The sequence below is a fragment of the Pseudonocardia hierapolitana genome (genome assembly GCF_007994075.1).
Lineage (GTDB): Bacteria > Actinomycetota > Actinomycetes > Mycobacteriales > Pseudonocardiaceae > Pseudonocardia > Pseudonocardia hierapolitana.
Genome location: NZ_VIWU01000001.1, coordinates 22,007 through 40,108 on the forward strand (window position 1 = coordinate 22,007; position 18,102 = coordinate 40,108).

13 protein-coding genes and 1 tRNA gene are annotated in these 18,102 nt (G+C 73.2%); 2 read left to right on the top strand and 12 right to left on the bottom strand.

The annotated features are described in order from the left end of the window. Nucleotides 1-17 precede the first annotated feature (17 nt). On the top strand, nucleotides 18-1,079 hold the full coding sequence (gene selD / locus FHX44_RS00105) for a selenide, water dikinase SelD (RefSeq protein ID WP_147253559.1): 1,062 nt from the start codon (nucleotides 18-20) through the stop codon (nucleotides 1,077-1,079). Nucleotides 1,080-1,112: 33 nt separating this feature from the next. Here selD and FHX44_RS00110 read toward each other — a convergent pair whose 3' ends face one another. The 11 genes from FHX44_RS00110 to FHX44_RS00165 all read right to left on the bottom strand — a co-directional run bounded on the left by FHX44_RS00110 (nucleotide 1,113) and on the right by FHX44_RS00165 (nucleotide 12,774). Then, nucleotides 1,113-1,454: a hypothetical protein gene (locus tag FHX44_RS00110; RefSeq protein ID WP_147253560.1), complete on the bottom strand. Its 342-nt coding sequence runs from the start codon at nucleotides 1,452-1,454 to the stop codon at nucleotides 1,113-1,115. Nucleotides 1,455-1,514: 60 nt separating this feature from the next. Then, on the bottom strand, nucleotides 1,515-1,985 hold the full coding sequence (locus FHX44_RS00115) for an AbfB domain-containing protein (protein WP_147253561.1): 471 nt from the start codon (nucleotides 1,983-1,985) through the stop codon (nucleotides 1,515-1,517). A 325-nt stretch (nucleotides 1,986-2,310) separates the two neighbouring features. Continuing rightward, nucleotides 2,311-2,406: transfer RNA gene (locus FHX44_RS00120), tRNA-Sec, on the bottom strand. A gap of 5 nt (nucleotides 2,407-2,411) precedes the next feature. Then, on the bottom strand, nucleotides 2,412-3,275 hold the full coding sequence (gene fdhD, locus FHX44_RS00125) for a formate dehydrogenase accessory sulfurtransferase FdhD (RefSeq protein ID WP_147253562.1): 864 nt from the start codon (nucleotides 3,273-3,275) through the stop codon (nucleotides 2,412-2,414). Between the two features lies 1 nt (nucleotide 3,276). Continuing rightward, the gene (gene nrfD, locus FHX44_RS00130) at nucleotides 3,277-4,182 is read right to left on the bottom strand and encodes an NrfD/PsrC family molybdoenzyme membrane anchor subunit (protein ID WP_147253563.1); all 906 of its coding nucleotides are present in this window, start codon (nucleotides 4,180-4,182) and stop codon (nucleotides 3,277-3,279) included. Next, nucleotides 4,179-5,075 (bottom strand): 4Fe-4S dicluster domain-containing protein, encoded by an 897-nt coding sequence (locus FHX44_RS00135; RefSeq protein ID WP_147253564.1) that lies wholly within the window; start codon nucleotides 5,073-5,075, stop codon nucleotides 4,179-4,181. Before FHX44_RS00135 ends, nrfD begins: the two co-directional genes overlap by 4 nt. Beyond that, nucleotides 5,068-8,403 (bottom strand): formate dehydrogenase, encoded by a 3,336-nt coding sequence (gene fdh, locus FHX44_RS00140; protein WP_170308700.1) that lies wholly within the window; start codon nucleotides 8,401-8,403, stop codon nucleotides 5,068-5,070. The genes FHX44_RS00135 and fdh overlap by 8 nt, the downstream gene beginning before the upstream one ends. A 45-nt stretch (nucleotides 8,404-8,448) precedes the next feature. After that, nucleotides 8,449-9,597 (bottom strand): glycosyltransferase family 4 protein, encoded by a 1,149-nt coding sequence (locus FHX44_RS00150; protein ID WP_147253567.1) that lies wholly within the window; start codon nucleotides 9,595-9,597, stop codon nucleotides 8,449-8,451. 95 nt (nucleotides 9,598-9,692) lie between these two features. Beyond that, nucleotides 9,693-10,667 (bottom strand): NlpC/P60 family protein, encoded by a 975-nt coding sequence (locus tag FHX44_RS00155; protein ID WP_246170887.1) that lies wholly within the window; start codon nucleotides 10,665-10,667, stop codon nucleotides 9,693-9,695. A gap of 369 nt (nucleotides 10,668-11,036) precedes the next feature. After that, nucleotides 11,037-11,315 carry a hypothetical protein gene (locus tag FHX44_RS00160; RefSeq protein ID WP_147253569.1) on the bottom strand — a complete coding sequence of 93 codons (279 nt, stop codon included), beginning with the start codon at nucleotides 11,313-11,315 and terminating at the stop codon, nucleotides 11,037-11,039. Nucleotides 11,316-11,415: 100 nt separating this feature from the next. Continuing rightward, the gene (locus tag FHX44_RS00165) at nucleotides 11,416-12,774 is read right to left on the bottom strand and encodes an NYN domain-containing protein (protein ID WP_147253570.1); all 1,359 of its coding nucleotides are present in this window, start codon (nucleotides 12,772-12,774) and stop codon (nucleotides 11,416-11,418) included. A 108-nt stretch (nucleotides 12,775-12,882) separates the two neighbouring features. Here FHX44_RS00165 and FHX44_RS00170 point away from each other — a divergent pair, with 108 nt between their 5' ends. Further along, entirely contained in the window at nucleotides 12,883-14,595 is a 1,713-nt protein-coding gene (locus FHX44_RS00170; protein WP_147253571.1) for a DEDD exonuclease domain-containing protein, read from the top strand. An 897-nt stretch (nucleotides 14,596-15,492) separates the two neighbouring features. On the opposite strand, the gene FHX44_RS00175 is transcribed toward FHX44_RS00170, so the two are convergent. Continuing rightward, nucleotides 15,493-18,027 (bottom strand): ATP-binding protein, encoded by a 2,535-nt coding sequence (locus tag FHX44_RS00175; protein WP_170308701.1) that lies wholly within the window; start codon nucleotides 18,025-18,027, stop codon nucleotides 15,493-15,495. Between the last annotated feature and the right edge of the window lie 75 nt (nucleotides 18,028-18,102).

An 18,102-nucleotide genomic window follows, 5' to 3' on the forward strand; every position in this document is an offset into this window, starting at 1 on the left:
GAGCCTACGATCCGGTCATGGTGGACGCATCGGCGCGGCAGACGGACCTCCAACGACTCACCCGGTTCAGCCACGGCGCCGGCTGCGGCTGCAAGATCGGTCCCGGCCGGCTCGCGGAGATCCTCGCGACCGTCGCCCCCGCCACCCACCCGGACCTCCTCGTCGGCACGGAGACCGGCGACGACGCGGCCGTCTGGCGGCTCGACACCGACCGCGCACTCGTCGCCACCACCGACTTCTTCACCCCCGTCGTCGACGATCCGCGCACATGGGGCCGCATCGCCGCGACCAACGCCGTCTCCGACGTCTACGCGATGGGTGGCCGTCCGCTGTTCGCGCTGAACATCGTGGCCTGGCCGTCGGAGGTGCTGCCGGCGGAGATGCTCGGCGAGGTACTCGCCGGCGGGGCGGACGTCGGCCGCGAGTGCGGGTTCGCCGTGGTCGGCGGCCACTCGATCGACGATCCGGAGCCGAAGTACGGGCTCGCGGTCGTCGGTGAGGTGCACCCGGACCGGATCCTCACCAACGCGGGCCTGCGCCCCGGCGACGCGCTCGTGCTCACCAAACCGCTGGGCATCGGGATCGCGACGACCGCGGTGAAGGCGGGCACCGCGAGCGCCGAGCTGCTCGACGCCGCGGTCGCCACGATGTGCAGGCCGAACGCCGCAGCGGCCACGGCCGCGCTCGCCGCGGGCGCCACCGGCTGCACCGACGTCACCGGGTTCGGGCTGCTCGGCCACCTGCGGAAGATGGCGGCGGCGTCCGGGGTGGACGCCGTCGTCGAGGTGGGCGCCGTGCCGCTGCTCCCCGGCGCGCGGGAGCTGGCGGACGCCGGGGTCGTGCCCGGCGGAACCCGGCGCAACCGGGACTGGGTGGCCGAGGTGCTCGACGTCTCGCCCGGCGTCGGCGAGACCGACGTCGTGCTGCTCGCGGATGCCCAGACCTCGGGCGGCTTGCTGTTCGGCGCGCAGCCCGAACAGGCCGCGGCGGCGGTGGCCGAGCTGCGGGCGCAGGGGCTCGAGGCGGCGCTGATCGGCCGGACGGTCCCCGGCCGGGGCCGGATCGTGCTCCGACCCTGACCGGGTATGCCGTCGCCGGGCGCACCGAGGGAGTCAAATGACCTTGTAGGTCAGCTGGTACTCGGACCCTGCGCCGCGGATCTGCTGCTGTCGTTCTCCGAGTCCGACTTCTGCGGCGCTGATGGTCGCCGTCCCGATGCGCCTGGTGTTCGAGCCCCCCTGGTCGATCTCGAAGAAGACAACCTCGATCGGCGCCTGGTCGACGAATGGAAGGAGGCGGTCGTCGTCGAATGTGAACACCTCGCCTCTACTCATTCGTATCTGCTCGAAGATGGCACCGCCGGTCCTGCTGATCTGGATCTCGTCGGCACCATCTGGATCACGAACGCTGAATACCTCCAGAGACATCATCTTGGCAAAACCCGCGGTGGCCATGACATCCTCCTGTGCGATCTCGATACCGGGCTCGTTCGCCGGCGGTCGGGGGCGACCCGTCTATCGGTCGTCCGAGTGGAGCGGTGAGACAATCCTGAAGGTCGCGGACTGAAGTTCGTCCGGAGTGTTCACCGGCTCCGCAAAGAGTTTGAAATCCCTGTGCCGAATGAACCGATCGGGGAACCTCACGGAACGAAATGAGAACTGGCTCGGGTCGATGACCCCTCTTTCCAGGACGAAAGTCGAGTCCGCGCGCACCTCGGCCGCGATATCAGGATCCGTGATGCCGTCGACGAACTTGCCGTGCATGCGGAAACCGTCGAACGTCGCGATGCGCAGCACGAAGCCGGTCGGAGCAACCGCTCGCCGCAGCTGTCCCGTTCCGCCGAATCCCAGGTCGGAGCCGGTCCACTCGAACGTGGCATCGCCACGGTCGGCATCGGTTTCGATCGTGGCGATATCCGCCAAGCCGGACCGTTCGACGATGAAGAAGTCCGGGAAGTTGTTCGAGAACGCTGAGACCAGGGGCATGTTGCCCTCCCTGCGATGTGTCCGTTGTCGGTCGCCGGCCGGGTGCCGCCGATCCTCGGGAGACGGGTGAATCCCGACCGACGGAGCCCCGGGATCAGATGATCGTCGGCACGTACGAGCACGACGCGAGCCACGCCTCCACCTCCCTCCACGCTCGACAAGGAGGGGGAACCCCGGTGCCTGATACGCGGATGGGTGCTCAGAGAGGCACTGATCAGCGCGGCCGTTCGGCCGGCCGCGTGATCGGACGCGAGTGGTACCCCACCCGCGACACCGCGGAGGAACCACCGTTCTGCTCAACCCGGCCACGGAGCACGCCGGGTACTGGCGGAGGCGGACGGGAATCGAACCCGCCTGACCGAGCTACTCGGCCACGTCGGTTTTGAAGACCGCGGGGGCCACCAGGCACCCAGACGCCTCCCCTGGCTACGCCAGATCCGACCACCACCGACCTCGGCGCTCGATGCGGTCCGCCCGAGCGTAGACGTTCATCGTGCTGCCCCGCAGGAAGCCCACGAGCGTGACACCGGCCTCCACCGCCAGCTCGACGGCCAGTGAGGACGGTGCCGAGACCGCCGCGAGCATCGGCACCCCGGCCATGACCGCCTTCTGGACGAGCTCGAACGACGCCCGCCCGGACACCATCAGCACGCGCCCGGTCGCCGGGACGCGATCGTCGAGGAGGGCATGACCGAGGACCTTGTCGACCGCGTTGTGCCGGCCCACGTCCTCGCGGGCGACGAGCAGCTCGCCGTCGGCGGTGAAGAGCCCGGCGGCGTGCAGCCCGCCGGTGGCCGCGAAGACGCGTTGCGCGGCCCGCAGCGTCGGCGGCAGCCCGGTGAGCACGGCGGTGCTGACGGTCACGGGGTCGGACGCGGGCGGGTAACGCGTGCTCGTACGCACCGCGTCGAGCGACGCCTTCCCGCAGACCCCGCACGAGGACGTGGTGTAGACGCTGCGCCGGACGTCCGGGCGGGGCGGCGGGACGCCCGGCGCCAGCCGCACGTCGAGCACGTTGTAGGTGTGGCGGCCGTCGGCGTCGCGGGAGTCGCAGAAGCGCGCGGCGCTGACGTCGGCTCGCGAGCCGATGACGCCCTCCCCCAGCAGGAAGCCGTGGGCGAGCTCGACGTCCGCTCCCGGAGTGCGCATCGTGACGGCGAGCGGTTCCCCGTCGACCCGCAGTTCGAGTGGTTCCTCGCCGGCGAGAGCGTCCGGTCTGCGCCGTTCACAGGGCCGTTCCCCGTCGCCGGAGAGGGCCAGCACCGGGCGCCTCACGGTGATCCGTCCCATCTCAGCTCCCCACCTCGACCTGTTCCCGTCCGCCGAGGCGCTGCCGTTGCGGAACGACGGTGTCGGCCGGGTCGGCGGCCGATGCCAGACCGGCGTGGAAGACCGCGAACCGCGTGGCGAGCGAGCCGGCGAGAACGGCGAGCCCGGACGCCACGGCGACCGCACGGCGCCGCCGCCCGAGCAGGGCTCCGACGGCCCCGGTCGCGGTGAGGAGGCGCGCCGCCTGCCTCCAGCGGCCGGCGCGGCCGGTCGTGTACCTGGTGCCGAGCGGGCCCAGCCTGCGCTCCATCGCGGTACTCGCCGCGAGCTCGGCGGCCGCGCCGAGCACCGCGAGCCGCGCGGCCGGCGCGTTCTCGTCCGTGCCGACCCCGACCAGCCCGAGCGCGCCACCGGCCGCGACGGCGCTGGAAGCGAACACCACCGGAAGGTCGCGGTGCGCCTCGTGCCAGGCCGGAACCGCGGTGTTGCTGATCAGCACCGCGGTGTAGGTGGTCATCGGCCCGCCCAGCGCGGCGGCGCCCACGCCGGCCGCGCGGCCCAGCGCGGGGGCGTACCCGCTCAGCTCCGATGCGGCGGCCAGCGCGGTCAGCCCGGAGAAGGGCGCGAGGATCCACGAGCCCACCGACAGCGGCGAAGTGACCTTGAACATCCGGAGCATGTTGAGGAACCGGGCGGGGCGGCCGAGGTCGTGGACCAGCAGACCGGCCCCGGCCATCGCCCCACCCGCCGCACCCAGCCGCGCGACCCGGGTCAAGGCAGGACGCCCGGTGGCCGCGGCGAGCTCGGCGATCACCGCCGAGGCACCTGCCATCCCCCCGCTGAAGAGGTAGGCGGGCACGTCCGGGTTCTTCCACGTCGGCCGGTTGAGGACGGGCTTGCCGTAGTACGACCGGAAGTCGCCGGTCATCGCGCTGCTCCGACGAACGCCGCGGCGACCGCTGCCACCACACCGGCGGCGGTCAGCGCGGCCCGCTTCCACATCGCGGGCAGGTCGCGCGTGGTCACCACCGGATCCGGTGGCAGGCCGTACACCTCCGGCTCGTCGAGGAGCAGGAAGAAGGCGCCGTCGCCGCCGACGCCGTCGGTCGGGTCGTGGCCGTAGAGCCGGGCCTCACCGACCCCGGCCTCGTGGAGCACGTCCAGCCGCTCCGCGGCCTTCTCACGCAGCTCGTCGAGCGGGCCGAACTGGATCGAGTCGGTGGGGCATGCCTTCGCGCAGGCAGGCTCCATTCCGGCACCGAGCCGGTCGTAGCAGAGCGTGCACTTCCACGCCCTGCCGTCCCCGGGCCGGAGGTCGATCACCCCGTAGGGGCAGGCCGGGACGCAGTAGCCGCAGCCGTTGCAGATGTCCTCCTGCACGACGACCGTGCCGAACTCGGTGCGGAACAGCGAGCCGGTCGGGCAGACGTCCAGGCAGGCCGCGTGCGTGCAGTGCTTGCACACGTCCGAGGCCATCAGCCACCGCACTTCGCGGTCGGCCTCCAGCGCGCCCTGCGGCACGGACGGCATGCCGAGGTCGACCGCGTCCTTCCGCGTCCGCGTCTGCTCGACGAACGCGACGTGCCGCCAGGTCGAGGCACCCAGCCCGACCGAGTTGTCGTAGGACATCCCGGTCAGGTCCAGGCCGTCCTCCGGGATCAGGTTCCACTCCTTGCAGGCCACCTCGCAGGCCTTGCACCCGATGCAGACCGAGGTGTCGGTGAAGAAGCCGACCCGCTGCGGGTGCTCGGCGTGGCCTGCCTCGGCGGCCGGATCGGCCAGCGGGCCGGCCAGCCGCTCCTCGAGGGTGTACTCACCCACGTCGCCCTCCGTCCGTCGTAGCCGTGTCCGTCGTGGCCGCCGTCGTTCCGGTGCGCTCGGTGATGCCGGCCCGCCGTTGGTAGGACTCGACCAGCGCCAGCCGCGCCGCACCGCGTGGCCGCCGTCCCGGGCGGATGTCGCAGGTGTCCGCCTTCGTGGGCTGGATGTGCACGTTCGGGTCGAGGACGATCGGCAGCAGCTCGTTCGCCGCGTCGCCGGTCGAGATGCCGTTCGGCCCCCAGTGGTAGGGCAGGCCGATCTGGTGGATCGTCCGGCCGCCCACCCGCAGCGGCCGCATCCGCTCGGTGACGAGCACCCGTGCCTCGATCGCCGCGCGGGCGCTCACGATCGTCGCCCAGCCCATGTGCTCCAGGCCCCGTTCTGCCGCGAGATCCGGGGAGACCTCGCAGAACATCTCCGGCTGCAGCTCCGACAGGTACGGCAGCCACCGGCTCATCCCGCCGGCCGTGTGGTGCTCGGTGAGCCGGTAGGTGGTGAACACGTACGGGAAGACCTCCGCCCCCGGGCTGGCGCCGCTCGGGGCGTACCGGTTGAGCCGGTGCGGGAACACCCGGCGGGCCGGGTTCGCCTGCTGCCCGTACAGCTGGTTGCCGACCGGTGACTCCGCGGGCTCGTAGTGGGCGGGCAGCGGGCCGTCCGCGAGCCCCGCCGGGACGTAGAGCCAGCCACGTCCGTCGGCCTGCATGATGAACGGGTGGGTGCCGGCGAGGGCGTCCTGCCGCTCTGCACCCTCGGGCGGCCGGTAGTCGGGACGCTTGGTGGCCTCGAAGTCGGGGACGTCGTGACCCACCCACTTCTCCTGGTCGGCGTCCCACCAGACGTAGGCCTTGCGGTCGCTCCACGGCCTCCCGTCCGGGTCCGCCGAGGCCCGGTTGTAGAGCAGGCGACGGTTTGCAGGCCACGCCCAGCCCCACTCCGGAGCCACCCAGTTCTGCTCCCGGCCGGGCTTGCGCCGGGCCGTCTGGTTGACCCCGTCGGCGAACGAGCCGCAGTAGATCCAGCAGCCGCAGCGGGTGGACCCGTCGGCCTTCAGCGCGGTGTAGGACGAGAGCGGCTCGCCGTCGCCGTCCCAGCCGCTGATCTCGGCGAGCACCGCCTCCGCGTCCGGCTCGGCGTGGCGACCTGACGTCGGGTAGCCCCACGTGAGGTCGAGGATCGGCCGGTCCCGCTCGTCGGTCGACGCGGCCAGCTTCTCGCGGATCCTCCGCCCGAGGTGGAAGTAGAACCACAGCTCGCTGTGCTGGTCGCCTTGCGGTTCGACGGCCTTGTGGTGCCACTGCAGCAACCGCTGGGTGTTGGTGAACGTCCCGTCCTTCTCGACGTGCGCCGCGGCGGGCAGGAAGAACACCTCGGTACCGATGTCCTCGGTGCGGAGCTCGCCCGACTCGATCTCCGGGCCGTCCTTCCAGAACGTCGCGCTCTCGACCATGTAGAGATCGCGCACGACGAGCCACTTCAGGTTTGCCAGCCCGATCCGGTTCATCCGCGAGTTGGCCGTGCCCACCGCGGGGTTCTCCCCCACCAGGAAGTAGCCCTCCGCCCCGCCATCAGCCTGTTTGATCACGGTGTCGTAGTTGGAGTGCCCGCTGGTCAACCGGGGCAGGTACCCGAAGCAGAAGTCGTTCTCCGCGGTCGCCGCGTCGCCCCACCACGCCTTCAGCAGGCTCACCGCGTAGGTGTCCATGTTGCCCCAGAAGCCCTTGCTCCCGGCGCCGGAGGAGATGTACTGCCGCAGGTCCAGGTGCTCGTGGGCATGGGGCATCGGCAGGTAGCCGGGAAGGATGTTGAACAGCGTCGGGATGTCGGTCGACCCTTGGATCGACGCGTGCCCGCGGAGCGCGAGGATCCCCCCGCCGGGGCGGCCGATGTTGCCGAGCAGCAGCTGCAGGATCGCGGCCGTCCGGATGTACTGCACGCCGACGGTGTGGTGGGTCCAGCCGACCGCGTACGCGATCGCCGTGGTGCGGTCGCGCCCCGAGTTGCGGGTGACGATCTCGGCGATCCGGAGGAACTCCCGCGCGGAGATGCCGCAGATGTCGGCGACCCGCTCCGGGGTGTAGCGCGCGAAGTGCCGCTTGAGCACCTGGAACACGCATCGCGGGTGCTGCAGGGTGTCGTCGCGGTGGGGTGTGCCGTGGAACGTGCCGCCACCGGAGCCGGACGTCTCCATCGAGGAGGACTGCCTCACGCGCGCCCCGTGATCGTCCCCGTCATCGTCGCCACCGTTCCCGCCCTCGTCGCGCTGCATCGTCGCCCACTGGTCGCGCTGACCCGCAGCCGCCGCGACTTCGGCGCCCTCGTACTGCCAGGTCGACTGGTCGTAGTGGCGTCCCTCGGCGTCGAACCCGGAGAACAGGCCGTCGAGATCCTCGGTGTCCCGGAACTCCTCCCGGAGGATCATCGGCGCGTTCGTGTAGTGCACGACGTAGTCGTGGAACCACCGGTCGTTCTCCAGCACGTAGTGGATCAGCCCGCCGAGGAACGCGATGTCGGTGCCGGCCCGCAGCGGGACGTGGATGTCGGCGAGCGCGCTCGTCCGGCTGAACCGGGGGTCGACGTGCAGGATGGTCGCCCCGCGCGCCTTAGCCTCCATCACCCACTGGAATCCCACCGGGTGGCACTCGGCCATGTTCGAGCCCTGGATCAGGATGCAGTCGGCGTTCTGCAGATCCTGCTGGAACGTGGTGGCGCCGCCGCGGCCGAAGCTGGTCCCCAGACCGGGGACGGTGGACGAGTGTCAAATACGGGCCTGATTCTCGATCTCCACAGCGCCGAGGGCGGTGTAGAGCTTCTTCATCAGGTAGTTCTCTTCGTTGTCCAGCGTGGCACCGCCGAGACTGGCGAACCCCAGCGTCCGGTTCAGGACCCGCCCGCCGGCGTCCGTGTCCTGCCAGGTCCGCCGCCGCGTCTCGATCACCCGGTCGGCGATCATGTCCACGGCCTCGTCGAGGTCGAGGTCCTCCCACTCCGTCCCGCCCGGGCGGCGGTAGCGGACCTTCGTCTGCCGGGTCGGCGCGGTGACCAGCTGGTGGCTGGCGGCGCCCTTCGGGCACAGCCGGCCGCGGGAGATCGGTGAGTCCGGGTCGCCCTCGATCTGGGTGACCCGCTCGTCCGACACGTAGACCTGCTGGCCACAGCCCACCGCGCAGTACGGGCAGACCGACTTCACCATCCGGTCGGCGGTCTCCGTACGGGCGGTCAGGCTCCGGCTCCGAGCGGACTTCGCGGCCGCGCCACGGCCCAGCGGGTCATGCCCGGAGAGCTGACGGACGACCGGCCAGAGATCGATGAAGGTCCGCGCACCCACGCCCCGGGGCTTGTCCCGCTGGCGCCAGGGGAAACATGCGATCGACTAACGGTCGATCGATGCGGGATCCCCGGCGAGCAGAGCCCGCAGCCGCGCCACCCGTGCGGCCCAGGTCCACTCCTGCTGCATCCACGCCCGGCCGGCGGCGCCCATCGCCCGGGCGCGGTCCGGATCGGCGAGCAGGCCGGTCACCGCGGACGCGACGGACGGCACGCTGCGGCCATCGACGACGTGCCCGGTGCGTCCATCCCGGACCGTCTCCGGTGCCCCACCCGACCGGCCCGCGACGACCGGGAGCCCGGCAGCCGCCGCCTCCAGGAGCACGATGCCGAGACCTTCGACGTCGAGTCCACCGCCGCGGGTGCGACACGGGAGGGCGAACACGTCGCCGACCGCCTGATGGGCCGGCAGGTCGGCCGCGGGCACGGCGCCGGCGAACACGACGTGCCGCTCCACCCCGCCGGCCAGGGCCAGCCGCCGCAGCCGCGCGGCGCCGGGCCCGTCTCCGACGACGAGCAGCCGCGCCCCCGGCACGCGCTCGCGCACCAGCGGCAGGGCCCGGATCAGCACGTCCTGGCCCTTGCGCGCCACCAGCCGGGACACGCACACCACGAGCGGCGCCTCCCCGATCCGGTAGCGCCTGCGCAGCTCCGCCCGCGCGGCCGGATCGGGGCGGAACCGCTCGGTGTCGATGCCGGCGGGCAGCACCTCCAGTGCCGCCCGCGGTCCGAACGCGGCCGCGACGCGGGAGCGGGTGTAGCGCGAGATCGTGGTGAGCACGTCGGCGTCGGCGCCGATCCGGCGCAGCGCCCGGCGCCCGCCCGGCACCATCGACCAGCCGACCTCGTGGCCGTGGGTGCTCCCGACCACGCGCTCGACGCCCGCGCGCCTGCGCAGGTGCGGTCCGAGCAGCGCGAGCGGCGCCGCCGCGCCGAACCAGACGGTGGTGGCGCCGTACTCGCGGGCGAGGGCCGTGGCGCGAGCGGCCACCGCCGGGACGGGGAGCATGAGCGACGTCTCGTGCCGGTGGACGGGGACGGGCGAAGCCGCGTCGAACTCCGCGGCGCCGGGCCACGCGGGCGCGTAGACGGCGAGCTCCCCGGGCGGCAGGCGGTCGGCGAAGGCCTGCAGGTATGTCTGGATGCCGCCGGTGCGGGGCGGGAAGTCGTTGGTCACGAGGAGCGTGCGCGCCACCGCGCGACGCTATCCCCCGCCTCTCGGCGATCGGGCGGCGGCCGGTCGACCCGGCCGGCCGCCGCCCGTTCCGGGGAGCGGACGAGGTCCTTCGGCTACAACCGGCGGGCGCCCGTGAGCGGGCGGCGGGAAATGTCCGAGTACTTGACGACGTCGCCCGTCTGCGGGGCGTTGATCATCATGTTGTTGCCGACGTAGATGCCCACGTGGCTCACCGGCTGGTAGAAGAACAGCAGGTCACCAGGCCGGAGCTGGTCGCGGGAGACGGGAGTGCCCACCCGTGCCTGTTGGCTGCTCGACCGGGGCAGCGTGATCCCGACCTTCTGGAACGCCCACGAGGTGAGACCCGAGCAGTCGAACGAGTTGGGGCCTTCCGCGCCGTACCGGTAGGGCTTGCCCAGCATCTCCGCGGCCGCCTTCGCCGCCTGCACCCCGACGCCGGTGCCTGCGATCACGCTCGGCCCCGTCAGGTTGGGGCCGTTGCGCTGGCGTCGTTGCTGCGGGGTGAGCCGGTCGAGGAGGCGCTGGGCCTCGTCGATCCGCTTCTCGGCGTCGCGCTTCCGGTTCTCGACGTCCTGCTCGGCCCGGGCCGCCTCGTCGGCGGCGGCCTGGGCACGCGCGACCGCGGCGTCGGCGTCGGCCTGCTTCTGCGCGGTGTCGCCGACCTTCGTCATCAGCTGGTCGAGCTTCTCGCGGTACTCGACGGCGAGGGTCTCCAGCGCGGACATCTGGTCGAGGAACTCCTGCGGCGACCGGCTCGCGAGCAGCGCGTTGAGCTGGTCGAGGTTGCCGCTCTCGAACGTCGACAGCGCCACGCTGTCGACCTCGACGCGGAACCGCTCCTCGTCCTCGACCGCGGCTCGGACGGCCTCCTTGGCGGGCTCGACGGCGGCCTGCAGCGTGGTGAGCTCCGACTGCCGCGCCGCGAAGGTGTCCTTCGCGGCGTGCCACTCCTCGGTGAGGGCCTCCGCCTCGCGGTTGACCTGCTCGAGCCGCTGCGCGGCGTCCTCCGCGTCGCCTGGTGGGTCCTGCTGGGCTGCGGCGGGGGAAGCGCCGACCAGCAGCGACATGATCACGATCAGAACGATCGATCCGACGGAGGACACCGACCTGCCGTGGCGGCCGATGCGACCCACGACGGGGAGGACGGGCTTCCGAGGACCCGAAGAGGTGCGTCGACGCGACTCCACGCGGACGGATCTCCTCTCGCCACCCGCGCGAGTGACTCGATCGGGGGAAGGGGAGCGCCGATCGGACCATCGCGCGGTGACCTCGCGTTGCCACTCGCGGTCGAATGGCTGACGTTCCGCAAGGTCTCGCGGAGATTACGGAGCAACCCGGAACACGTTCAACCCGGGGGTCGGCCCGGCGTGGGGCGTGCTGTGACGTCACCCCCGTGCACGGAGCGCAGCGGAAATGCGGTCTAAGTGGAGATCCGCTCACCCTGCGTCACGGACCACGCCCCCGTCGCTCGCATCCCGAGGCGTTCGGCGCGATGGGGTGGCCACCAACCGCAATCTCGGCACCAGCCCTTGATCGGCCAGCACGGCGAGCGCCCGCCGCTCCGGTGCGTCGAGTTGCACGATCGGCGCGCCGGACGGCACCTCCGGATCATGATCGGCGGGCGCCACCGGCGCCGGCGCACCCAGCAGCACACCGATCACGCACTCACCACAGGCCACGCCGCGCACCGCGCAGCCGTCGCAGTCGATGATCATTTCTGCTCCCTCGACGGTTCGGACGCGCCTGTCGCCGTCCGATGCGCGCGACGTTAGGAGTGACCTCCGACAATTCCCGCCCGCCGCGAGAGGCGGGCGCCTATCCCCGGACCAGACGGGTGAGCAGCACCGCCGACGGCACGGCGTGCGCCCCGCTGCGCCGGACCGACTGCACGACGGCGCGGTCGGCGGTGGCCACGACGATCGGCCTGCCCTGCGGCTCGGCCGCCACCAGGTCGCGGATGACGTCGTCGGCCAGGACGCCCGGATCGCTGAAGAGCACCCGCACCCCGCGGGATCCGCGCGGAGGCGCGGTGATCACGCCGGCGCCGTCGAACACGACGGTGATCTCCACCCCGGTGCGCGCGGCGAGGACGCCGAGCTGCCCGACGAGCCGGGAGCGCTGGTCGGCGAGCGGGAGCTCCGGGTAGCCGGTCTTGCTGACGTTGTAGCCGTCGACCACCAGGTGCAGCGACGGGACGGCGAGCAGGGCGTCCAGCTCGGCGACAGTGCCGACGGCGGTGCCGCCGCGCGCCGCCCGTGCGCCCGCGACGAGGTCGCCGGGGCGGGGACCGCCACCGCCGAGCGCGAGCTCGCGCCGCAGGCCGGTGAGCGCGCCACCGAGGGTGTCCATGAGGAGCGCGAGCCGCACCTCGTCGGCCTTGCGCGCCTCCCTGGCGGCCTGCCGGGCGGCGGCCACCTCGGCCGCGGCCCGGTCGGCGCGCCTGCGTTCGGCATCGGCGCGCTCCCGCTCGCGGTCGCGCTCGGCGAAGGCGGCGGCGAGATCGCGCTCGGCCGCGCGCCGCAGCTCCTCGGCCGCCGTCTCGGCGGCGGCCTGCGCGTCGCGGGCCGCCCGGAGTTTCGCCCCCTGCTCGGACACGCGGCGGCGCAGCTGCTGGTACTCGTGGTCGCGCTGCTGCCCCGCCGTGCGGGCCTGGGCGCGGGCCTCGGTGAGCTCGCCGCGCAGCCGTTCGAGCTCGGTGGTGAGCTTGTCCACCCGGGAGAGCGCGGCGTCACGCTCCGCGCGCAGCTCCCCCGCTTCGCCGCGGCGGGCCGCCGCCGCGACGACCTCGCCCGCGTCCGGGTCGTCGTTCAGCAGTGCCGCGGCTGCGGCCATGAGCGGGTCGTCGGCCGCGGTGGTCAGCTCGCCCGGACGCTGGTCCTCCCACCAGGCCACCACCGCCGTGCGGAACGCCGCCGAGGCCTCCAGCTCCGCCGTGATCGGACCGCCGCCGAGCTTGGCCCGCTTGGCGGGGGTGAAGCGCGCCAGCCGGCGCAACGGCACCGGGATGTCCGTGACCGGCATCGAACCGAGGGCCGTGGACGCGAGCTCGGCCAGCCGGGAGCGCAACGGGTCCGGGAGCTTGGCCCAGTCGACCTGCCCCGACGCGGACTGCCCGGCCGACGGCGCGGCCCCACCCTGCTCGGGCGGGCCGGAAGCGCCCTCGGACCTGGACATCGCACCAGGTTATCTGCGTTCGCGCCGGTTCACCGGTGACGCGGCGGTCACAATCCGTACCAACGGGCCTCGAAGAACTGTCGGAGAGTGTCGCTAGCGTCCGCGCCCGTGCCTGCCCGGTCGCCCCAGCTGACGTTCGACGAGCTCGGCACCCCGCTGCGCGAGGTCACGTTCGTCGTGCTCGACCTGGAGACCACGGGCGGGTCGGCGGGCAACGACTCGATCACCGAGATCGGTGCGGTGAAGGTGCGGGCAGGCGAGCGGATCGGCGAGCTCGCCACGCTCGTCGACCCGGGCACCGGCGTGCCGCCCGGCATCGTCGCGCTCACCGGCATCACCTCCGCGATGATCACGGGGGCGCCCCGGCTGCCGCAGGTGCTCCCGTCCGTGCTGGAGTTCCTGCGCGGCGCCGTGCTGGTCGCCCACAACGCCCCCTTCGACGCCGGGTTCCTGCGTGCGGCGTGCGAGCGGCACGGCCAGGTGTGGCCGCGCCCGCCCGTGCTGTGCACGGCGCGGCTCGCCCGTGCCGTGCTGTCCCACGACGAAGCGCCGAGCGTCCGCCTCGGCGCACTCGCCGAGCTGTTCGGCACGGCCACGCGCCCCACCCACCGCGCACTCGCCGACGCCCGCGCCACCGTCGAGGTCCTGCACCGCTTGCTGGAACGCGTCGGCAACCTCGGTGTGCAGAGCCTCGAGGAGCTGCTCGCGCTCGCGAAGGAGTCCGCGCCGCACCGGCCCACCCAGCAGCAGCGGCGCAAGCGGGTGCTCGCCGAGGGGGTGCCGTCGGCGCCCGGGGTGTACCTGTTCCGCGGGCCCCGGGACGAGGTGCTGTACGTCGGCACCAGCGGCGACCTGCAACGGCGCGTCCGCAGCTACTTCACCTCGGGTGAGCGGCGCAGGCGGGTGCGGGACATGGTGGCGATCGCCGAGCGCGTCGACACCGTCGTCTGCGCCCATGCCCTCGAGGCCTCGGTGCGGGAGCTGCGCCTCATCGCGGCGCACCACCCCCGCTACAACCGCCGTTCCAAGCGCCCGAACCACACGTGGTGGGTGGTCCCCACGGCCGAGGCGTTCCCGCGGCTGTCCGTCGTCACCTCGCCCCGCGACGGCGCCCTCGGGCCGTTCCCGTCCCGGCGGTCGGCGGCCGCGGCCGTCGACACCGTGCTCGACGTCGTGCCGCTGCGCCCGTGCACCCAGCGGATCCCGGCGAAGGGCGCCTCGGCCGCACCGTGCGTGCTGTACGAGATGGGCCGCTGCGCGGCACCGTGCGCGGGGCTGCAGACACCCGAGGAGTACGCGCCCGCCGTCCGCGCGCTGTCGGACCTGGTCGACGGCCGCGACGACGCGCCGCTGCGCAGCGTGGCCGCCGAGATCGACGCGCTCGCGGCGAGGGAGCGCTTCGAGACCGCGGCGCGCAGGCGCGACCAGCTGGCCGCGCTGATCGTCGGGCTCGGGAGGTCGCAGCGGCTCACCGCGCTCGCCTCCTTGCCGGAGCTGGTGGGCGCCCGGCCGGACGGCAACCGCGGCTGGGAGATCGCCGTGGTGCGGTACGGGCGGCTCGCCGCCGCGGGCGTCGCCCGGCGCGGCGTCGGGCCGATGCCCGTGATCGACGCGCTGCGGCTCGGCGCCCAGACCATCCTGCCCGGCCCCGGCCCGCTGCGCGGCGCGCCCGTGGAGGAGGTCCGCTTGCTGCACCGGTGGCTCACCACCGGGGGCACGCGCCTCGTCGCGAGCGAACCGGCGTGGACCGAACCCGCCCGCGGTGCGGGCGGCTGGCGGGCGTGGGCGGAGCGGGCCAGGCCGCTGGAAGTGGACTCCTAGTGCTCCAGCTGTCGATCGCTGCGCCCGTGTGGGGAGGGCTTCCCGCCGCAGGGATCGGCGGGTCGGTGCGCGGTCGGCGGATCTGACCCCGGGTTGCCGAGCCGCTGATCACGGCTGAGTGGCGGGTGTGTTCCGCGGAACGTGCCGGGTACCGCTGCGGGTCGAGCCGTCTCGTGGGCGCGCCGTTCCCGGCTCGGGCCGCTTCGCCCCGCGTATCGGCGCGGGGCTGCTGTCGTGTCGATCCGGTTCGGCCGGAGCCTGCATCTGGGCGGTGAACCCAACCCGGCCACCCCGCGCAGGTGAGGGGTGCGACGCGGACCCGCGGGAACACGCGGGAGGCCCCGAAGAGCGGCGTCCGTCGTGTGTCCCGAGACCGGAACGGCGCGCCCACCGGAACCCGCCCGATCAGGCCGAACTCGATAGGCCCCGATCGACGGGCTGACCGCCTCACGCCCGGCAGGTGACCAGGCTCGGACCATGGCCTCACCGGGCGGCGGCGCGCATGATCCGAACTGTCGGTTGTCCATGCCTGCGCCGACGACCATGAGCACCCGCCACCGCGGATCATGAACGCCAAGATCGCACGTGTCGGTTGCCCATGGCTGCCGCCACAGCCATAGCCAACCGACACTGCGGATCTTGGGCCCAACTACTCCACACGAGCCTCGGCAGCAGCACCGACCCGTCGTCGCGCCCAGCCGTGGCGGGCGGTGCGGCGTTCCGGAATGAACACGATGCGTCCTCACATCGACGCCATGGGTCTGCCCCCGCGCAACCAAGCACGCATGGGGTCGACCTGATCGTGCAAAGCAGCCGGGCGTACTCGGCCCGGTCGGCAACGCGGCCTGCGGACGCCTGGGCCGCCGAGTTGCGTGCTGAACCTGCCTCGGCGGAGCGCTAGAGATCGCGGAGGTGGGAGCGGATCGCCGTGGTGGTGATCCGATCGCCGTAGCTGATGTCCGTGCCGATGGTCGTCAGGCCGAGATCCGTCAGGATGTCCAGGGCGCGCTGCCAATGCCTGCGGGCGTGATCACGCTCGTTCAGCAGGTGGTGGGCGTGGGCGAGGCCGTCGTGGGCGCGGACATCGGCCACGGGCCTGCCGAGTGTCGTCGCGAGGTCGAGCGCCTGGTGGAACAGGACCAGCGCCCGCTCGGCCCGGCCGGCCACGCAGGCGAGCCGGCCGAGGCCGTACACGGCTTCGTACTCCCAGCTCGGGTTGCCGACCTCGCGGGCGAGGTCGATGGCCTGCTCGTAGTAGGAGGCGGCCGGCGCGACATGGCCCTCGTCGCGGTGGGCACACGCCAAGCCGATCAAGCAGCCGAGGGTGCCGCGCTGGTCGCGGACGGCCCGGCAGATGTGCAACGCCTGTTCGAAGCACTCGATGGCCCGTTCGAACCGGCCATCGGTCCGATGCGCGTAACCGAGGCCGTGGAGCGCCAACCATTCGCCGTTCCGGTCGCTGTGGGCGCGAGCGAGGGCGACGCACTGCTCGAACTCGTCCACCGCAGGCTCGCCGCACCGGAGGTGGTGCCACCCGAGGAAGCACAGCGCGTCCAGCTCGGCGTCGTGATCCGAGACGTGGCGGACGCGCGCCAGTGCGGCCGCGAAGTGATCGGCGGCACGCGCGTGGGCGCCCTGCAGGCTGCGGACCGCGCCGAGGGACGTCAACGCCCTCACCTCCCCGAGGTGGTGGCCGACGGCGTGGGCGGTGGCCGCCGCGAGTTCGAAGAGCTCGCCCGCTTGCTCCAGCCTGCTGTGGAACCACCAGTGCACCTTGCCGAGCAGGACCAGCGCGTCGGCCTCCCCGTGGCCGTCACCGGCGGCCCGGGCCGCGGCCAGCGCGTGCTGGTGGAGCGTCGCGGCTTCGGCCCCGCGCCCCCGGTCGTACAGGTAGCGGTGCAGGGTGGCGCCCACGTGCGAGACGTGCTCTGGCCAACCGTGCTCGGCGGCGTGCTGCGCGGCGGCGACCAGGTTCGACAGCTCGCCTTCGACCCAGGCCCCCGCACGGACCGGGTCGGGGAAGGCCGGTACCGGCGTGCGCGCTCGCGGTTTCCCGGGCCGTCTGCTCCGTTCGTGCGGGTAGGCGACGTCCATCGCCGCCGACGCGGCGTACCGGTGATGGTCGAGCAACCGGGCGATCGCCGCTCGGCGGTCGGGCTCGGCCTCGTCGCGGATCGCCGCCGCCCGCGCGTGGTCACGCACGAGGTCGTGGAACCCGAAGCGGCCCGGCGACGGCTCCTGCAGCAGGTGTGCGTCGACGAGCTGCTCGATCAGCCGGCCGGTGTCGCTCAGGTCGGCGTCGAGGAGGGCTGCGGCGGCGTACCGGTCGAGCTCGCCGCCGGGGTGCAGCGCCAGCAACCGGTAGGCGCGGCGCAGCTGCGGATCGAGGTCCCGGCAGGACGACTCCAGCGCGGCCGCCACACTGCGCGAGCCCGCCTCGAGCTCGACCAGACGATGCCGCCGGTCGCGCAGCCGCTCCACGAGGTTCTCGACGGACCACGCCGGACGCGCGCGCAGCCGGGCCGCGGCGATCCGCACCGCGAGCGGGAGCCGCCCGCACAGCTCGACGACCTCCGCCAGCGCCTCGGCGGACTCCCCGGCCGTACGGCCGTCCCCGGCCGCGTTGACGAACAGGGCGACGGCGTCGGGCAGCGGGAGCACGTCCAGCGACACGACCCGGGTCTGGTCCAGGCCGACCAGCCTGCGGCGACTGGTCACCACCACAAGGCAGCCCGGCGTCCCGGGGAGCAACGGCGCCACCTGCGCCTCGCTCGCCGCGTTGTCCAGCAGGACCAGGACCTTCCGACCGGCCATCCGGCTGCGGTACAACGCGGCACGGTCGTCCAGGTCGCCCGGGATCTGATCGCCCGGCACCCCGATGGCCCGCAGCATCCGGTCCAGCGCGTCAGCGGGCTCGACCGGCGCCACGCCCTCGGTGTAGCCGTGCAGGTCCAGGAACAGCTGACCGTCCGGGAAGTGGCCGGCCATCCGGTGCGCGGCGTGCACCGCGAGCGCCGTCTTCCCGATACCGGCCATCCCGTCGATCGACGTGATCACCACCGTCGACATGTCGGGGATCCGCTCCAGGTCCGCCGACTCCGCCGCCCGGCCGGTGAACGCCGGAGGGGGCGCCGGGAGCTGCCGCGGCACCGCACCCGGGGGCCGCGACGGGAACGCGCCGGACCGCTCCGGCACGTTCCTCGTTCCGATCGCGCCCGTGTCCCGCGCCGCGCCGATCAGTGCGGCCCGTTCCGCCTCGGTCAGGCCCAACGCGGCCGCGAGCAGCTCGAGCGACGAGCTCCGCGGCCGGGCCGCACCACCCGCCTCCAGCCGCCGGATCGACCGGACGCTGATGCCGGATCGCTCGGCCAGCTGCTCCTGGGTCAACAGCGCACGTTCGCGCCATGCCCGCAGACTCGCGCCGATGGCCACGATGGATCACCCCTCGGGGTGTCAGGCTACGGGCGCGGCCGGAACGACCAGCGCCCCCGACCGGAAGTGCTGTGT